Genomic DNA, 17,181 nt, shown 5'->3' on the forward strand with positions numbered 1-17,181 from the left:
CGATAACCCACCTTTGAGTATTAAACTATTTTTATATAATGTTGAACTATTCTATACTCTCATGATACGCTAAATAAACAGAAAAGTAATCATGATTATTTTTTAATCATGATTTCACTTTCGACTTTTAGGGGGAAAAAAGATGAATAAAGTAAAAATTGATCCACTTGTATTTTGGTCTTCTTTGATTGTGATCATTGTAGCTACTTTAGGTCTTGTGATTTTTCAAAGCAGTGCCGAACCTGTATTAAATACAATGTTAACAGGGATTACGTATAATCTCGATTGGGCATTTCAATTTTTAACATTTGGTTTATTCTTGTTGTTAATGTATCTCGTATTTGGTAAATACGGAAAAGTGAAGCTCGGAGAGGAAGCGCCTGAGTTTTCCACCTTCAGTTGGGGGGCTATGTTATTTTGTGCAGGGATGGGAACGAGTATCATGTTCTGGTCCATGATGGAGCCAATGTATTATTTCATGGGTCCTCCATTTGGAATAGAGCCGAACAGCAGTGAAGCTGCTGAATGGGCAGTCGCTTATGGCATGTTTCATTGGGGAATCTCTGCGTGGGCACTTTACGCTTTACCTACTGTGACGATTGCTTATTCGTTTTTTGTTAAGAAGAACCATTCGCTTAAAATCAGTTCAGCTTGTCGGGGAGCATTAGGCAAACACGCTGATGGGTTCATCGGAAAAGCCATTGATATCCTGGTCATCTGGAGTTTGGTCGGAGGACTTGGAACTTCTCTCGGACTGGGTGTACCGATGGTATCGGCAGTTATTGGAGAAATTTTCGGTGTTCCACAATCGATGATGTTAAGCATCATCATCATTATTGTTTGGGTCATTATCTATAGCGCAAGTGCGTACATGGGATTATACAAGGGCATCCGGAAGCTCAGTGACTGGAACGTTTACTTGGCATTGGGTTTAGCGATTTTCGTATTGCTGGTAGGTCCAAGTCTGTTTATTCTTTCTAATTTCAGCAACAGCTTCGGATTGATGCTGCAGAACTTCGCATTTATGAGCTTTTCAACCGATCCGATCAATCATGGAGGGTTTCCGCAGACGTGGACAGTTTTTTATTGGGCTTGGTTCGCAGCAACGGCACCTTTCATCGGTTTGTTCGTTGCCCGTATTTCAAGAGGCAGAACGATCCGTGAATTGATTACCCATATATTGATATGGGGATCTGTAGGCAGCTGGATTTATTTCGGTATTTTTGGCGGCTATACCTTGAATCTCCAATTAAGCGGAGCACTCGATGTCATTGGAATTATGGGTGAAAGAGGAGATCCTGCTGCAATTGTTGAGATTTTAAAAACCTTGCCACTCAGCTTCATCGTTTTGCCGTTCTTCGCACTTCTTGGATTTATCTTCCTGGCAACGTCGTTGGATTCGGCCACCTATATTTTAGCATCCATCACGACAAAAGAATTGACAGCAGGCCAGGAGCCAGCCCGCTGGAATCGGATGCTTTGGGGAATGGTATTGGCTGCCTTAGCTATATCTTTACTGCTGATCGGCGGGTTAAGAGTCATCCAGACATCCTCCGTCATTGTTTCAGTGCCGGTGATTATCCTCTACGTATTGCTTTCGGTTTCACTCCTGCGGTGGTTAAAGCAGGATCACCCTGAGGCAGAAACATCAACTGAAAAAGGAGAGCTTGAGTAATGGTATTCAACGTAAGAGAAAGCACAAGGTCAATTAAAGAAGATTTTCCATATGAAGTGGATATAGTGGAGCACGTATGGATTCCCATGTCTGACGGCGTTCGGTTGTCGGCAAAGCTATGGATTCCAAAATGTACAAAAACCAAGCCGCTTCCAGCGATTCTGGAATACCTTCCTTACCGAAAAAATGAATTTACCGCATTGCGGGACTCGATTCGCCATCCATATTTTGCTGGGCATGGCTATGTCAGCATCCGTGTCGACCTAAGAGGCTGCGGAGATTCCGAAGGCATAATGTATGACGAATATGCCAAACAGGAACAGGATGATGCGCTTGAAGTGCTCGACTGGATTGCCAAACAGGAATGGTCCACTGGCTCTGTCGGCATGATCGGGAAATCCTGGGGAGGATTCAACGGTCTCCAGGTTGCTGCACGTCAGCACCCGGCCCTGAAAGCGATTATTACACTTTGTTCTACTGATGACCGCTATGCTGATGATGTCCATTATAAGGGAGGCGTTTTGCTCGCTTCCGATATGCTCTGGTGGGCTTCGACGATGTTGGTTTATAACGGCAGGCCGGCCGATCCAAAGCATGTTGGGGATGCATGGCGCGAAAATTGGTTGGAACGACTGGAAAAAACGCCTCCATTCGTAGAAGCGTGGATGAGTCATCAGCGGCGTGATGCTTACTGGAAGCATGGCTCAGTTTGTGAAAACTACGATGATATCAAAATTCCGGTCTATGCGGTCGGTGGTTGGGCTGATGGCTACACCAACGCAATTTTCCGAATGGTACAGAACTTAAAAGGACCCAAAAAAGGGTTGATTGGTCCTTGGGCACATGAATATCCGGAAGTTGCGGTTCCCGGGCCACAAATCGGCTTTCTGCAAGAATGTCTTCGTTGGTGGGACCAATGGCTGAAAGAGGAAGAAACAGGCATTATGGACGAACCCGTCTTGCGTATGTGGCTGCAGGACGCCGTTCCACCGAAAACAGACTACCATGTCCGTCCTGGGGAATGGGTTCTTGAGAACAGTTGGCCGACCGAAAATGCCAAAGAACAAACGCTGCACCTCGGTGACTTGCAATTAACCGCCAAGCCGGATGGGGGCAAAGAAAGCTTGATGACGCATCAGCAACATGGGCTGTATGCAGGTGTGTACTGTCCATTTGGCCAAGAAGGCGATATGCCGTCAGATCAAGCAATTGAAAACGGATTGTCGAACACCTTCACCGGCAAAGAACTAAAAGAAGAACTGGCGATCCTCGGATTTCCGAAAATGCAGCTGAAGCTTCTCAGCGACAGCAAACGAGGGAATTTGGCGGTGCGCTTGAGTGATCTGTCACCTTTTGGTACATCAAAGCTAATCAGTTGGGGACAATTGAACCTGACGCATCGTGACAGCCATGAATTCCCTGAAGATGTGCCAATCGGTGAAGAGTTTGTCGTAACAGTGGAGCTGGACGCTATTGGCTACAAAGTGCCGAAAGGTCATCGTCTGCAATTATCAGTGGCCCCGACCTACTGGCCGCATGCTTGGCCCACAGCAGAGGAAGCGGAAATCCAGATCATTAAAGATCAGGACACGAAACTGATCCTTCCGGCTTACACGAACAAGACGCAGCCAGAAGATATTGTTCCTTTCGAACGTCCCGAAACGGCGGCTGTTATGGAGCGTGAGATAATGCGGGAAGCGGGACGGACCCGTGAAATCCGCCATAATACGGTGACCAATGAATGGGTGTTAAATGATTTTTCAGATGAAGGATGCCGGCGATTACCGGAAAATGGCCTGGAATACGGCAGCACCAATAAAAACGTTTACCGCATCACTGAAGGAGATCCTCTATCAGCTTCTGTCGTCTGCGATTGGACATTGACGGTTGGACGTGAAGATTGGCAAACACGCTTGGAGTCATCTAGTACGATGACTTCCGATGCTTCCAAATTCTACATCACTAGTGGATTGAAAGCTTACGAAGGCGATAAAATAGTTTATGATACATGCAGGAAATTTGAAGTCGACCGCGATTTTAACTAAAGGCTAAAAAAGGAGCTTCCATTTCACTGGGAGCTCCTTTTTCGATACCAAGTTTTAAAAATCTCTGGATGGAAAACAATCATGGGATAAAGTATGATGAAACCACAAGCAAAACCCGTGCCTTTAGAGGAGGTGGTATCAGATGACAATCGCTCCCGCCAAACAGCGCAGTCCATCGTGCCAGGCTTTCTTCCTTATACATCCATCCGAAAAAACATAAGGAGTGGTCTCACATGATCCATGTAAAAGAAACGAACCAGAACAGTGGCAGCACAGAAGACAACCCAAAAGCGTTTATCCGGAATGACCAATACAATTTCATCAAGGATCAGACGAAAATCCTGGTGTCGGGACAAGCCAGCGCAAATGATGCAGAGGTATTGAATGTACTCAGGCATCTCGCACACGAAAAAGTCTATAAATTATTTCCATCACTTACCGAAGAGCAGAAGAAAATCCTCAACCCTTTGGTACAGGTGAAGGAACTTAGCGATGCGGAAGCATTTCTGGGACTGCTTCAGCCATACATCATTCCATTCAAAGCAGTCACAGATCAGGGATTGAAGAAGTTATTCCCTAAAGCAAAAAAGTTCAAGGGACCGAAGCTGGAGACTATCAACTTCAGCAGAACTTCCTATTTGGCGTGGACGGAAAGTTCCAATCTCATGTATTTGGTGGCGGATGAAAGCGATCGGCTGATCGGTGTCCAAGGCAGCTTTACACGCAGTGCGAAGCAAGGCATCTGCACCATCTGCAACCGCCACAGTGAAGTCGGCATGTTCATCGCCAAAACAAAAAGCTCCGGGCAGGATCAGTTTATCAAGCGGGGCAATTACATTTGCCAGGATTCCGCTGCCTGCAATGAGCATGTCAAAACCTTGGACCGTCTGAATGAATTTATCGGACAGTTCCAGAAATAGCAAAGCAGATAAGAACCGTTTCCGGAAGTCGTTAAAATGACTTCCGGAAACGGTTCTTTTTTCTATCGGAAAAGCTAATGGGCTCACTCGTTTGTTTTGTACCTTCTGTAGACTACATTTTCCGATCGACTAAAGAAAAGGCACAGTTTAAATAATTAGAATTTTCTTTTAATTAAGTATTGATTTATCGTGGAAGCGCTTTTATAATGATGATAATATCAAATGTCACGACGCTGAACAAATGTAAAAAGGAGGCGGAAATCCATGTGGGGATGGTTCATCGTTTTGTTTGCTGCAGTCTGGCTGCTTCAACTTTGGATGACCAAAGCGCAGTTGAAGAATTATCATGGCACGATCAGGGAGTTGAGCAGAAGGCCTTCAGGATATCTGGGTGTAGGGATTCAAAAACAGAAACTGGGAATAGGGGCGGTAGCAATTTTGGTGACTGATGAAGCCGGAACCGTGGTCGAAAGCCGGTTGATGCATGGCGTTACAGTGTTCAGCCGTTTTGAACCATTCACGAAGTATATTGGCATGCCGTTGGAAGCTGTAATGGAAGGTCTTAACGGGGAACCGATGGATCTGGCCTTTAAGATGGCAATTGAAAAGATAAAGGCGCAGATGAATGAAAAGACAAATTTAGCGGTATAAGGAGGAAGAATAATGGACTTTTTAGTTAGATTGGCAGAAGGGTTTATTGGCATGTTCCAAGCAGGCGGTGATGTTTTTGTCGGCTTGGTGACCGGCATCATTCCGTTGCTTGTTGTTTTGATCACAGCCGTTAATGCATTTATCCGTTTGGTGGGGGAAGAGCGCATCAACAAACTAGCACGCAGAAGCACGAAGAACATCATTTTGCGTTATTCGCTGTTTCCTGTCTTAGCGGTTTTCTTCCTGACCAACCCGATGGCCTATACCTTCGGGAAATTTCTGCCGGAAAAACAAAAACCGGCATTTTATGATTCAGCAGTATCTTTTGTGCATCCGATTACAGGCTTGTTCCCACATGCCAATCCCGCTGAGTTGTTTGTGTATCTGGGAATTTCCGCAGGGATCACCCAATTGGGCTTTTCGCTTGGGCCATTGGCGATCCGCTTCTTTATCGTAGGGGTGATCGTCATTCTGATCCGGGGCATCGTCACAGAAATCATCACGGTACGTATGATGAAATCACGAGGCATGGAAGTCTAACTAACCGAGTGGTCTAAAAAAGGGAGGCAAAGAAAATGAGCAGCATTCAGACGCCATTGAATTTTAAGCCGGTGACAGTAACGAAAGGCAGAGGCGGTTGGGGCGGTCCGTTGACCATTCGGCCAAATGAAGAAAAGCGCTACATTGTGTCGGTAACAGGCGGCGGCATTCATCCCGTTGCGGAAGAAATTGCGAAACTGACCGGTGCCGAAGCAGTAGATGGATTTAAAGGTTCGTACGATAAAGAAACCATGGCCTGCGTCATCATCGATTGCGGCGGAACGGCCCGCTGCGGCGTTTACCCGAAGATGAACATTCTGACGGTCAATGTCAATGCGACCTCACCATCGGGACCATTGATGAAATTCATCAATGAAGAGAATTTCGTGTCCGGAGTGAAACTTGAAAACATCAGTGCAGTAGCGGCTCCATACGAAGACCAGGACGCTGTGGAGGACGCGGTGGAGAAAGTGGAAAGTCCGGCAGCCCGCGAAAAGACGCCGCAGGAGATAAAAGAAGAAGCAAAACAAAAAGCAGCCGGCTATAAGCAGAAGCCTGAAAAAATGAACATCATCGAGAGAATCGGCCGTGGAGCCGGTAAAGTGGTCGGGATTTTCTATCAAGCCGGCCGGGAAACCATCGATCAGGTGCTGAAGAACATTTTGCCGTTCATGGCTTTTGTCAGTATGCTGATCGGGATTATTACTTTTACCGGAATCGGTGATTTAATCGCCAATTTCGTTTCGCCATTAGCAGGGAATATTGGGGGCTTGCTGATCCTATCAGTTATTTGTGCATTGCCGATCCTGTCGCCATTGCTTGGACCGGGTGCAGTTATTGCCCAAGTAGTCGGGGTTTTGGTCGGTGTGGAAATCGGCCGCGGGAATATCCCGCCGGAATTGGCGCTGCCTGCCCTGTTTGCCATCAATCCACAGGTTGGGGCGGATTTCGTGCCGGTTGGCCTGACATTGGGAGAAGCGGAGCCGGAAACCATTGAAGTCGGGGTTCCAGCGGTCTTGCTGTCACGTGTTATCACCGGCCCACTCGCGGTCGTCATTGCATACTTGTTCAGTTTCGGTCTGTACAGCTAGAAAATAAGGAGGTAATAAGGTGGAGGATATCATGACGAAAAAATATGAAGCAAAAATAACGGAAATCGGTGAAGAAGTGGAAATCTTTTTAGATGAAAATATGCTGGTCATTTTCAATGACACAGTTCCTGAATCATTGAGGTCGATTGGTGTGATCCATGAACGGGCGGACCTTCTCGAGAAAGTCGAGTCCGGCGATGTGTTGGAGATCAATGGACAGCGGTATGAGATTTTATTTGTCGGTAGCAAGGTGAATGACACACTCGAAGAAATCGGCCATTGCACCATCGCCTTCAACGGTGAAACAGACGCCAGCTTGCCGGGAACGATGTGTGTGGAAAATAAGGCGTTGCCTGAATTGGAGATCGGCGCCACGATCCGGATTGTAAAGCGTTAAAAAGAGGAGGTTAGTTCATGCTGGGGATAAATAGAAAACTTGAAGAACTTGAGCGCAATGGTGAAATAATCAAAGTTGGTGTAGTGGGGGCCGGCCAGATGGGACGGGGAATGATCTCGCAGATTGAAAGCATGGCGGGCATGCGCGTCGTTGCCACTGCAGATATTCAAATCGGCAATGTCACCAACGCATATGTGAAATCAGGGGTTTCAGCAGATGATGTCGTCGAAACCAATAGCGTCCAGCAAGCGGCAGCGGCCGTCAAGGAAGGTAAGGTCGTAGCGACAACTGATGCCCAACTGGTCACCTCATTGCCGGAAGTCGATGTCGTCGTGGACGCCACGGGAGTACCGGACATCGGAGCGAAGATTGCCTGGGACGCCATCCTCAACCGCAAGCATATCGTTATGCTGAACGTGGAGGCTGACGTTACGGTAGGGGTCATTTTGAAGAAAATGGCCGATGCCAGCGGCGTGGTCTACACGGGTTCTGCGGGTGATGAGCCGGGAGCCATTATGGAATTGTTCGATTTCGCCGATGCACTGGGCTTTGAAGTGGTAGCGCTTGGAAAAGGCAAGAATAATCCGTTGAACCTGAATGCAAATCCTGATACAGCAGCGGAAGAGGCTGCCCGAAAAGGAGCCAGTCCGAAAATGCTTGCTTCTTTCCAGGACGGCACGAAAACCATGGTCGAAATGACCGCAGTAGCAAATGCCACAGGCTTTTTACCCGATAAACCGGGCATGCATGGCTTTGTCAGCGACGTGAAAGGCTTGCCTGAAATCTTCAAATTGAAAGAAGACGGCGGAGAAGTCAACAATAAGCGGATTGTTGAATACATCAACGGCATTGCACCCGGCGTATTCGCCATCATCGCTTCTGAAAAAGAAGAAGTGAATCACGAGCTGAAGTATTTGAGCATGGGGGATGGGCCGAATTATGTGCTTTATCGTCCGTATCATCTGACCAGCTTGGAAACACCGATTTCGATTGCGCGTGCTTATATCTACAATGAAGCGACGATTGCGCCTTGGCATGGGCTCCAAGCCGAAACAGTGACCGTAGCGAAAATCGATCTGGCAGCAGGTGATTTCCTGGACAGCATCGGAGGGTTCACGGTATATGGCCATATCCTTACAGCGCAGGAAGCGCGGGATAAAAATGCATTGCCGCTGGGATTGGTTGATAAGAACGTCCGCTTAAAGCGGGATATCAAAAAAGGCGAAATCATCAGTTATGACGATGTCGAACAAACCAAAGATTCGACGATTTGGCGTCTGCGCCGCATGCAGGATGACACGTTTAAAGCGGAAACTGAAAGAGAGATTCCAGTGAAAGCTTAGCCCGTCCAATCTCATGTAGAGGAAAAACCCAATCAACTGAATGAGAAGGTGTCCAAACATGGAAATCAAAACTATGGAAGCGGCTCTATTCTGCAACCATTGCAAAGAAGAAGTGAATCATGAAATCACCTATATCAACGATGATATAAAGAGCATCCGATGTGAGCAATGCAACAAGACCAAGAAGCTCAAAGTGGACGTCAATAAGAAGTTCTATAAAGAAGTCTATGACCGGATTTCCTCGAAGCCGACGCGGATCACGCAGGAATACAAAGACGACTTGAGCCATCTGCTGCTTTCCCTTCCTGTGCGGACGGTCAGCAAGCCGTATCGCCTGCTGAAGGACGTCAATGCATCGCGGAAAATAATCAAGCAGTACAAGCAGAAAAAAAGCAGAGTTAAATAATGTTGCTGTCCAAGGGCCAGACTTCTCCATAACCATTCGAGAGGGTTGGCCCTTTCGGTTAACTTGACTAAATAGTCTAAAAATATTATATTTTACATATGTCACAATACAGAACATATGTAAAAGGAGGAAGACACATGACACAGAAACTGAAATTGCCGCCACAAGTTAAAGAAACGGAATTAAGGGATTTGTACAAGCAGATGTGGCTGATCCGTTTTTTTGAAGAAAAAGTGGACGAGTTTTTCGCAAAAGGGATGATTCATGGAACCACTCATTTGAGCGTCGGGCAAGAAGCTTCTGCCGTCGGTTCCATCGCTGTTCTGGAAGAGCAGGACAAGATTACCAGTACGCACCGCGGCCATGGGCATTGTATCGCCAAAGGGGCAACCGTAAATGGCATGATGGCTGAACTTTTCGGCCGGACTACGGGTTACTGCAAAGGCAAAGGCGGATCGATGCACATTGCAGATGTCGACAAAGGAAACCTTGGAGCCAACGGCATTGTAGGAGGCGGCTTTGCGATTGCTGCAGGAGCTGCGCTGACTTCACAGATGAAAAATGCCGGCTATGTCGTCCTGTGCTTCTTCGGGGACGGAGCTTCGAATGAAGGCAGTTTCCACGAAGCGATCAACCTGGCGTCCATCTGGAAATTGCCGGTAGTCTTCATTTGCGAAAACAATCAATACGGCATGTCGGGGCCGGTTCGGGAAATGATCAACATCGAAGATATTGCCGCACGGGCGGCAAGCTACGGAATTCCAGGGAAAGTGGTCGATGGCAACGATGTGTTCGATGTCATGAATGGAGTCAGTGAAGCCGTAGAGCGGGCGCGCAACGGAGAAGGGCCATCCATTATCGAAGCGAAAACATACCGTTCCAAAGGACATTCGAAGAGCGATGCCAAAAAGTACCGGACACGCGAGGAAGAAAAAGAATGGCAGCTTCGGGACCCCATTAAATTGATGGCCGAAGTTCTGATCGAGGAAGGGATTTTCACACAGCAGGAAGCCGATCAAATTAAAGCTGAAGCCAAAAAGGAAATCGAAGAATCAGTGGAATTCGCAAAAAACAGTCCAGAGCCGACTTTGGATGCTCTGATGGAAGACATTTACGCATAAGGCGGAGTAAAGGAGAATCGACGCATGAGAGAGCTGACCTATTTAGAAGCAGTAAGAGAAGCGATGAGCCAGGAAATGCGTGACAATGAAGATGTCTTTGTACTAGGGGAAGACATCGGTGTCTATGGCGGCGCATTCGGTGTCACCCGTGGAATGATAGAAGAGTTTGGTCCGGAACGGATCCGCAATACGCCTATTTCAGAAGCGGCCATCTCGGGAACAGCAGTTGGAGCGGCGCTGACGGGCATGCGACCGATCCTGGAACTGCAGTTTTCCGATTTCATGACCATCGCAATGGACAACATGGTCAACCAGGCAGCGAAGATCCGTTATATGTACGGAGGGAAAGGAAAAGTGCCCATGGTGCTCCGGACGCCAGCCGGCTCGGGTACGGGGGCTGCAGCGCAGCATTCACAAAGTCTGGAAGCCTGGATGGCCCATATACCTGGGCTGAAAGTGGTCCAGCCTTCGACGGCTTACGACGCCAAAGGATTATTGAAGGCGGCGATCGACGACGACAACCCGGTCATTTTCTATGAACATAAACTTTGCTACCGGACGAAATCCGATGTTCCGGAAGAACTCTATTCGATTCCGCTGGGCAAAGCCGATATCAAAAAACAAGGGACGGATGTGACGATCGTCGCGACGGCGATCATGGTCCATCGAGCGTTGGAGGCCGCTGAGGAACTTGAAAAAGAAGGCATCCATGCCGAGGTGATCGATCCACGGACGCTCGTGCCGCTCGACATCGATACCATTGTCCAGTCCGTCCAAAAGACTGGTCGTCTGGTCGTGGTCCATGAAGCCGTGAAACGCGGTGGATTCGGCGGCGAAATTGCCAGCCTGATCGCAGAAAGTGAAGCCTTCGATTATCTGGATGCGCCCATCAAGCGGCTTGGCGGAAAAGCGGTTCCGATTCCTTATAATCCGGAGCTGGAAAAAGCGGCGGTTCCAGGAGTGGCTGATATCGTCACAGCCGTCAAAGAAACGCTAAACCGCCTGTAGGGAGGAGAAACAGATGGCCAAAGAAATTTTCATGCCGAAGCTGAGCAGCACCATGGAAGTCGGCACATTGCTTCAATGGTTCAAAGAAGAAGGAGATTCGGTCGAAGTCGGAGAACCGCTATTTGAAATCATGACCGATAAAATCAATATAGAAGTCGAGTCCTATGAGGAAGGCACTTTGCTGAAACGTTATTTTGAAGAAGACGATGAAGTGCCGATCAATCATATTGTCGGCTATATCGGCGAAGAGGGGGAGGAAGTTCCCGAATCGCCGCCTGGAGAGTCCGGCGTCAGCAACAAACCCGTCTCTGCAGAAGCACCCCAACAACAGGAAGAAGCCGAATCGAAGGAGCAGCCCTCTGAACAGCCGGAAAAAGTCCGGGCAACTCCGGCTGCCAGAAGAGTCGCCCGGGAAAGGGAACTCAGCCTCGCAGAAGTCGAAGGCACAGGTCCGAAAGGGCGGATTCACCAGGCGGATGTTGAAGGATTTGCCACGGCTTCCGCCACCGCCACCGCTTCCAGCAGTGCTACGCCGCTTGCTGAAAAAGTAGCGAAAGCGGAAGGAGTGGAATTGCAGGAAGTCAGCGGCAGCGGTCCACGAGGCAAGATTTACCGGGCAGACGTAGACCAAGCCAAGCAACCGGCGGCTTCTCAAGCGGCACCGGCTAAACGGGTGAAAATGGCAGGGATCCGGAAAGCTGTAGCAGACCGGATGCTTCATAGCAAAACGACCGCACCGCATGTCACCCTCAATAGTGAAATCGACATGGCTGAAGTGGTGGCGATGCGCAAGCAATTGCTGGGGCCGATTGAAAAACAGACCGGTTATCGGATCAGCTATACCGAAATCATCTTAAAAGCGACAGCCCATGCGTTGATGCGGCATCCGAACATCAATGTTTCACTGGAAGGCAATGAAATTGTCCATCATAAAGCCATTAATGTCGGATTGGCGGTGGCACTCCAAGATGGACTGGTGGTGCCGGTCATCAAAGATGCCGACCAGAAAGGCTTGGCTGAACTTACAATAGCCTGCAAAACAGCCGGGCAGGCAGCCAAAGAAAGCAAGTTGAAACCTGACGAAATGGCAGGGGGCACCTTCACCATCAGCAACCTCGGAATGTACGCAGTCGATACATTTAACCCAGTCATCAATCAGCCGGAATCGGCGATTCTTGGCATCGGACGAATCAATGAAAAACCCGTGGGTCTCAATGGCCAGATTGTGCTTCGCCCTATGATGGGAGTCGGGCTGTCATTCGACCACCGTGTCATCGACGGAGCACCGGCGGCCGCCTTCTTAACAGATTTGAAGGCAGTGCTTGAAAATCCATTTGAATTATTAATGTAAGGGGTAGATCCTATTGAAGACTTATGAAGTGGCGGTGGTCGGCGGCGGACCAGCTGGATATGTGGCGGCCATCAGAGCCGCCAAGCTTGGCAGGACAGTGGCATTGGTGGAAGCGCGTGAACTTGGCGGAACATGCCTCAACCGTGGCTGTATTCCTTCCAAGACTTTGCTGCGGCACGCCGAAGTCATCGAAAGCATCGAGAAAGCCAAAAGCTGGGGCATTGAAACAGGACCGGTCACCGTATCCTTATCCAAAATGATGAAACGCAAAGATGAAGTCATCCAAAAACTTCGGACCGGTATCTCTTACTTGATGAAACAAGGAAAAATCGATGTCTTGAATGGCTATGGAGAAGTGCAGGCGGATGGCGTCATTCAAGTCGACCTAAATGGTAATCAGGAAACGATCAAAGCTGATAAAATCATTTTAGCCACCGGGTCGAAACCGATTGTCCCGCCTATTCCAGGTCTGGAGAGAGGGAATTTCCATACCAGCGATACGATTTTTGACATCACGGAAATTCCGGCCTCTCTGGTCATCGTTGGAGGCGGAATCATTGGTGTGGAATTTGCCTGCATCTTCGCTGCCATCGGCGTGCCGGTCACCATCATTGAAATGAGCGGCAGTATTGTGCCGAGCGAAGATCCGCAAGCTGCAAAAGTTTTGGCGAAATCGTTGAAAAAGAAAGGCATTACCATTTTAACGTCGACCAAAGTGACGGCAGTGGAGCGAGGAGACAGTTCCCGATTGGTTCATACCGAAAATCAAAAAGGACAGAAAGAAAGCTTGCAGACCGATATGATTCTGTTGTCGGTCGGCAGGTCTCCCAATACCTCGGCATTCAATTCCCTGGAGCTGGAGATGAATGGACCTTTCGTGAAAGTGGATGAGCGGATGGCCACCAGCCTTCCGAACATATACGCAGCCGGCGACCTGGTCGGCAATTGGCAGCTTGCGCATGTAGCGAGTGCCGAAGGCTTGGTGGCTGCAGCTAATGCAGCAGGACAGGAAGAAACGATTGATTATCATGTGGTGCCGCGCTGCGTCTACACAAACCCTGAAATTGCCAGTGTCGGGATGACTGAAGAAGAAGCAGAACAAAAAGGCATCCCTTTCAAAGTGGTGAAAGTGGATCATGCCGGAAACGGCAAAGCATTGACTTTGGATGAAAAAGAAGGCTTCACCAAATTGATTGCCGACACCACCTACGGCGAAATCCTGGGCGTTTCCATGGTCGGCCCTCATGTGACAGAAATGATTGCGGAACCGTCCGCCTATATGCGGTTGGAAGGCACAGTCGATGAGCTGGCTACCATGATCCATGCGCATCCGACAGTTTCCGAAAGCCTGTATGAAGCCGCTGCTTCTTGGTTAGGGAGGGGTGTGCATCACTAGAAAAGTGAAAGTGCCTGTTCAGCTCTGACAGGGGTAAGACGATCTGGCGAAGCGGCATGCTTTCAGCCGCACAGCCAGAGCGGCTTACATCCCGAAGAGCTAGGCACTTGCAACTGGACAACTAGAAAAGCGGAAGCGCCCGTTTAGCTCTGCCGGGCATAAGACAGACCGGCAGTGTGGCGTACTTTGCTACGCAGCTGGGTTGGCTTATGACCCAAAGAGCTGGGCGCTGGAGTCTGGACAACTAGAAAAGCGGAAGCGCCCGTTTAGCTCTGCCGGGCATAAGACAGACCGGCAGTGTGGCGTTCTTTGCCACGCAGCTGGGTTGGCTTATGACCCAAAGAGCTGGGCGCTGGAGTCTGGACAACTAGAAAAGCGGAAGCGCCCCAGCCAGAGTCTGAACCATAACCAAAAGCTGAAATACTCTACTCTTAAGCCGAAAAGCCGATTGGCCTGATGCTTCGTGCATCAGGCCAATCGGCTTTTTTAGAACATATGTAACCAAGTTCAGTCCATCGGCTTTTTAGGGTGAAGCAGCAAGTCTGCTGTAACGTCATCGATGATCAATACGTCCAGGTAACCGCCTTTTAACGCGGCTCTAAGGCTTTCCACTTTATGGGCGCCTTCGACAATGCCGACGACCTGCGGGATGTTCTTGAATTCTTCCAAATCCAGGCCGATGACCAAGTCGTTCAACGGGTGCCTGATCTGGTTGCCGTCCGCGTCATAAAAGCGCGAACCGATATCTCCTGCAGCCCCGGCACTCTTCAATGAATCCAAATCTTCCGTAGTCAGATACTTCATATCGACCATAGTCGAGCCTTCAAACGGATTGCCGAGTCCGACAACCGCCATTTCCACATTACGCCCTTCTTCCAGCACCATGGCAATATCCTCCGACTGGATCAGCCGCTCTTTCAATTCCACAGATTCCACCATGGCAGGTGCATACAGATAAGAACAATAAGAGTTCATCTTTTGAGCTAGTTGATAAGCGAGGAGATTTGAATGGATGTTTACAAATTTCCGGCCCATTCCCCCGACCAGCGGGACAATTTGGAGGTCGCGATGCTGTTCATACGGGTATTCCTGCACAAATTTAGACAAGGTGCTGCCCCATGAAATACCCAGTGATTTAATGTCTTTGATATTTTTGGATACATAGGAAGCCGCCGCTTTTCCAAGGGCATGTTTAATCATGTCGGTGCCTAAATTGGCTGCAGGCACAACCAGAGCTTCTTTCAAGCCATACGCTTTTTCCAGCTGCTGCTCCAATTCCACTGTATGAGCATTCTCATCTTTGATGTAAATTTCCACTATGCCCATTTCCCTTGCCTTATTCAGCAGTTTTGAAATCACCGGTCGGGATACACCCATTTTGCTGGCGATTTGCGCCTGGGTCTGACCGTCGAAATAGTAGAGGTTAGCGACCTTTACGATCTGTCTGCGTTCTTCCCAATTCATCATCGTTGCACCTTCTTGTCAGAGTCCGATTTGCGGCTGTAAAGTCCAGCTTGTTAACCGCTTTCATGTCTCCATTATACGATTTCCCCCTTTCTTTGTACACCATTGCAAAAGGTAAATGCTCCCAAAATAACCGTCCTTTTAATGTTTTAATCTAAATAATAGAATTTTCCGTCAATTAATAAGGTAGAATAAGAAATGGCATCAGCTGTAAGAATTCTTAAGTTTATCGCCGAATTGAAGCTAGGGAGGAATGGCGGAATGCGTTTAGCGACAATCAAACAATCAGGTGAAGAAATGGCTGCCTTAGTGCTGGCATCCGGAGTGGTGCCGTTTGAGCGGTTGAACGAGACGTTCAACCAAAAATGGGCAACGAATCTATTGGAATTGATGGAATCGGACCAACTGAATGCGTTGAACCATTGGTTTCAAGATGAATTCCAGCAAAAGATAAAAGAGGAATCCTTTAAGGAACTGATTATTCCGTTCGATCAGGTCAGCTATGCACCGCTTTATCGCCATCCGCGAAAGATTTGGGGAATCGGTTTGAATTACGTGGAGCATGCAGCCGACTTGCATGAAGTGTCGCCCAACACCGAACCGGCAAGTTTTATGAAACCTGACACGACGATTATCGGTCCGGGAGATACCATTCAGGTGCCGTTGCAATCGGAGCGCACCACTGCCGAATCTGAACTGGGCATCATCATAGGAAAAGAGTGCAGGGATGTTTCGGAAGAAGATGCGCTCGATGTCATAGCCGGCTATACGACGATTATCGATATGACAGCAGAGGATATCCTGCAGAAAAATCCGCGTTATTTGACGCGTGCCAAAAGCTTCGATACATTTTTCAGTTTTGGTCCGCATCTGGTTACGCCGGACGAAGTGGAGGATGTCCTCGAGCTGAAAGTGGCGACTGTCATCAACGGGGAAGTGCACCGCGAGAATACGGTTTCGAATATGACCTTTCAGCCGCAGTTTCTGATTTCATTCCATTCTAAGGTAATGACTTTGCTGCCGGGCGACATCATTTCGACCGGAACCCCGGGAGCCGTGGTGATCCGGCAGTGGGATGTAGTGAGTTGCCGGATTGATGGCTTCGAACCGCTCGAGAACCCAGTGGAGGATTTGAAGATGGGTGAGTAAGTTGTCTATCCGCAAAAAAAAAGACCGCTGTACTTCCAACCTGAAATTGGAGTACAGCGGTCTTTGGCATGTGGCAGAGTTAAATCTTAAAAGGCATATTGGAATAACGCGTAATAGAGAGGCCCCAGCAATACCAGCATCAACGCGCCGGAAATAAGGGTCATGGATGCAGTGCCGGCTTCCGGGTCTTCTACAGTGACATGCGACTTGATGAAAAAGAAAAACAATAAATCCCATAAGACCACGGCTGCAAGAACCACTTGCCAGACAAAAGGCGTGAAAATCTGGTGATGGGTAACAAACCCGAACAGGCCAACCCAGGCAATGACTGTAAATGCCAGGTCAATCAGAAAAACAGGGCTCCGGTAGCCGCCGTGAATGAAAAAACCAATCGTGGACGTGGCTAGAAGTGCAGCGTATATGTACCAAAAAATTTGAATCATGAACTTATTCCTTCTTTCGTAGTCATCTTACCCATTATAAGAGAAGGCGGCCGGAATTAAAATTTTTCCGCTTATGATTTATCAGACCGTAAAGGCAAGAATGAGGATGCATCTCGCGCTCCGCGGTTATAAACTGGAGATAACAGCGGGAAGCACAAAGCTGAAGATCCCGCAGCACTGG

Annotated in this window: 16 protein-coding genes; 14 read left to right on the forward strand and 2 right to left on the reverse strand. The window is 48.4% G+C overall.

Annotated features, from left to right (window positions below):
• Positions 1 to 142: 142 nt before the first annotated feature.
• From ACRC6Q_RS01010 to lpdA, 13 genes are all read left to right on the forward strand, one after another.
• The gene (locus ACRC6Q_RS01010; RefSeq protein WP_431465550.1) at positions 143 to 1,675 is read left to right on the forward strand and encodes a BCCT family transporter; all 1,533 of its coding nucleotides are present in this window, start codon (positions 143 to 145) and stop codon (positions 1,673 to 1,675) included.
• On the forward strand, positions 1,675 to 3,720 hold the full coding sequence (locus ACRC6Q_RS01015; protein WP_431465551.1) for a CocE/NonD family hydrolase: 2,046 nt from the start codon (positions 1,675 to 1,677) through the stop codon (positions 3,718 to 3,720). Before ACRC6Q_RS01010 ends, ACRC6Q_RS01015 begins: the two co-directional genes overlap by 1 nt.
• A gap of 233 nt (positions 3,721 to 3,953) precedes the next feature.
• The gene (locus ACRC6Q_RS01020; protein ID WP_431465552.1) at positions 3,954 to 4,640 is read left to right on the forward strand and encodes a FusB/FusC family EF-G-binding protein; all 687 of its coding nucleotides are present in this window, start codon (positions 3,954 to 3,956) and stop codon (positions 4,638 to 4,640) included.
• A 264-nt stretch (positions 4,641 to 4,904) separates the two neighbouring features.
• On the forward strand, positions 4,905 to 5,291 hold the full coding sequence (locus ACRC6Q_RS01025; RefSeq protein ID WP_431465553.1) for a transcriptional regulator GutM: 387 nt from the start codon (positions 4,905 to 4,907) through the stop codon (positions 5,289 to 5,291).
• Between the two features lie 12 nt (positions 5,292 to 5,303).
• A complete protein-coding gene (gene srlA / locus ACRC6Q_RS01030) occupies positions 5,304 to 5,831 on the forward strand; it encodes a PTS glucitol/sorbitol transporter subunit IIC (RefSeq protein WP_431465554.1) in 528 nt (175 codons plus the stop codon).
• Between the two features lie 35 nt (positions 5,832 to 5,866).
• On the forward strand, positions 5,867 to 6,922 hold the full coding sequence (gene srlE, locus ACRC6Q_RS01035) for a PTS glucitol/sorbitol transporter subunit IIB (protein WP_223636428.1): 1,056 nt from the start codon (positions 5,867 to 5,869) through the stop codon (positions 6,920 to 6,922).
• Positions 6,923 to 6,953: 31 nt separating this feature from the next.
• Positions 6,954 to 7,319 (forward strand): PTS glucitol/sorbitol transporter subunit IIA, encoded by a 366-nt coding sequence (locus tag ACRC6Q_RS01040; RefSeq protein ID WP_223636430.1) that lies wholly within the window; start codon positions 6,954 to 6,956, stop codon positions 7,317 to 7,319.
• Between the two features lie 17 nt (positions 7,320 to 7,336).
• Complete coding sequence (locus tag ACRC6Q_RS01045) at positions 7,337 to 8,662, forward strand: NAD(P)H-dependent oxidoreductase (protein WP_223636432.1); 1,326 nt, start codon at positions 7,337 to 7,339, stop codon at positions 8,660 to 8,662.
• A 58-nt stretch (positions 8,663 to 8,720) separates the two neighbouring features.
• Positions 8,721 to 9,068, forward strand: a complete 348-nt coding sequence (locus tag ACRC6Q_RS01050; protein ID WP_223636434.1) for a bh protein — start codon at positions 8,721 to 8,723, stop codon at positions 9,066 to 9,068.
• Positions 9,069 to 9,205: 137 nt separating this feature from the next.
• Positions 9,206 to 10,189, forward strand: coding sequence for a thiamine pyrophosphate-dependent dehydrogenase E1 component subunit alpha (locus ACRC6Q_RS01055; protein WP_223636436.1), 984 nt, complete (start codon positions 9,206 to 9,208; stop codon positions 10,187 to 10,189).
• A gap of 24 nt (positions 10,190 to 10,213) precedes the next feature.
• Positions 10,214 to 11,197 carry an alpha-ketoacid dehydrogenase subunit beta gene (locus tag ACRC6Q_RS01060; RefSeq protein ID WP_223636440.1) on the forward strand — a complete coding sequence of 328 codons (984 nt, stop codon included), beginning with the start codon at positions 10,214 to 10,216 and terminating at the stop codon, positions 11,195 to 11,197.
• Between the two features lie 13 nt (positions 11,198 to 11,210).
• Positions 11,211 to 12,548, forward strand: a complete 1,338-nt coding sequence (locus tag ACRC6Q_RS01065; protein WP_431465555.1) for a dihydrolipoamide acetyltransferase family protein — start codon at positions 11,211 to 11,213, stop codon at positions 12,546 to 12,548.
• Positions 12,549 to 12,561: 13 nt separating this feature from the next.
• A complete protein-coding gene (gene lpdA / locus ACRC6Q_RS01070; protein ID WP_431465556.1) occupies positions 12,562 to 13,944 on the forward strand; it encodes a dihydrolipoyl dehydrogenase in 1,383 nt (460 codons plus the stop codon).
• Between the two features lie 507 nt (positions 13,945 to 14,451).
• Here lpdA and ACRC6Q_RS01075 read toward each other — a convergent pair.
• Complete coding sequence (locus tag ACRC6Q_RS01075) at positions 14,452 to 15,411, reverse strand: sugar-binding transcriptional regulator (protein WP_223636450.1); 960 nt, start codon at positions 15,409 to 15,411, stop codon at positions 14,452 to 14,454.
• Positions 15,412 to 15,669: 258 nt separating this feature from the next.
• Here ACRC6Q_RS01075 and ACRC6Q_RS01080 point away from each other — a divergent pair, with 258 nt between their 5' ends.
• Entirely contained in the window at positions 15,670 to 16,557 is an 888-nt protein-coding gene (locus tag ACRC6Q_RS01080) for a fumarylacetoacetate hydrolase family protein (RefSeq protein ID WP_431465557.1), read from the forward strand.
• Positions 16,558 to 16,643: 86 nt separating this feature from the next.
• On the opposite strand, the gene ACRC6Q_RS01085 is transcribed toward ACRC6Q_RS01080, so the two are convergent.
• Positions 16,644 to 17,000 carry a hypothetical protein gene (locus ACRC6Q_RS01085; protein WP_431465558.1) on the reverse strand — a complete coding sequence of 119 codons (357 nt, stop codon included), beginning with the start codon at positions 16,998 to 17,000 and terminating at the stop codon, positions 16,644 to 16,646.
• Between the last annotated feature and the right edge of the window lie 181 nt (positions 17,001 to 17,181).

The sequence above is a fragment of the Planococcus sp. SE5232 genome (genome assembly GCF_050686535.1).
GTDB lineage: Bacteria > Bacillota > Bacilli > Bacillales_A > Planococcaceae > Planococcus.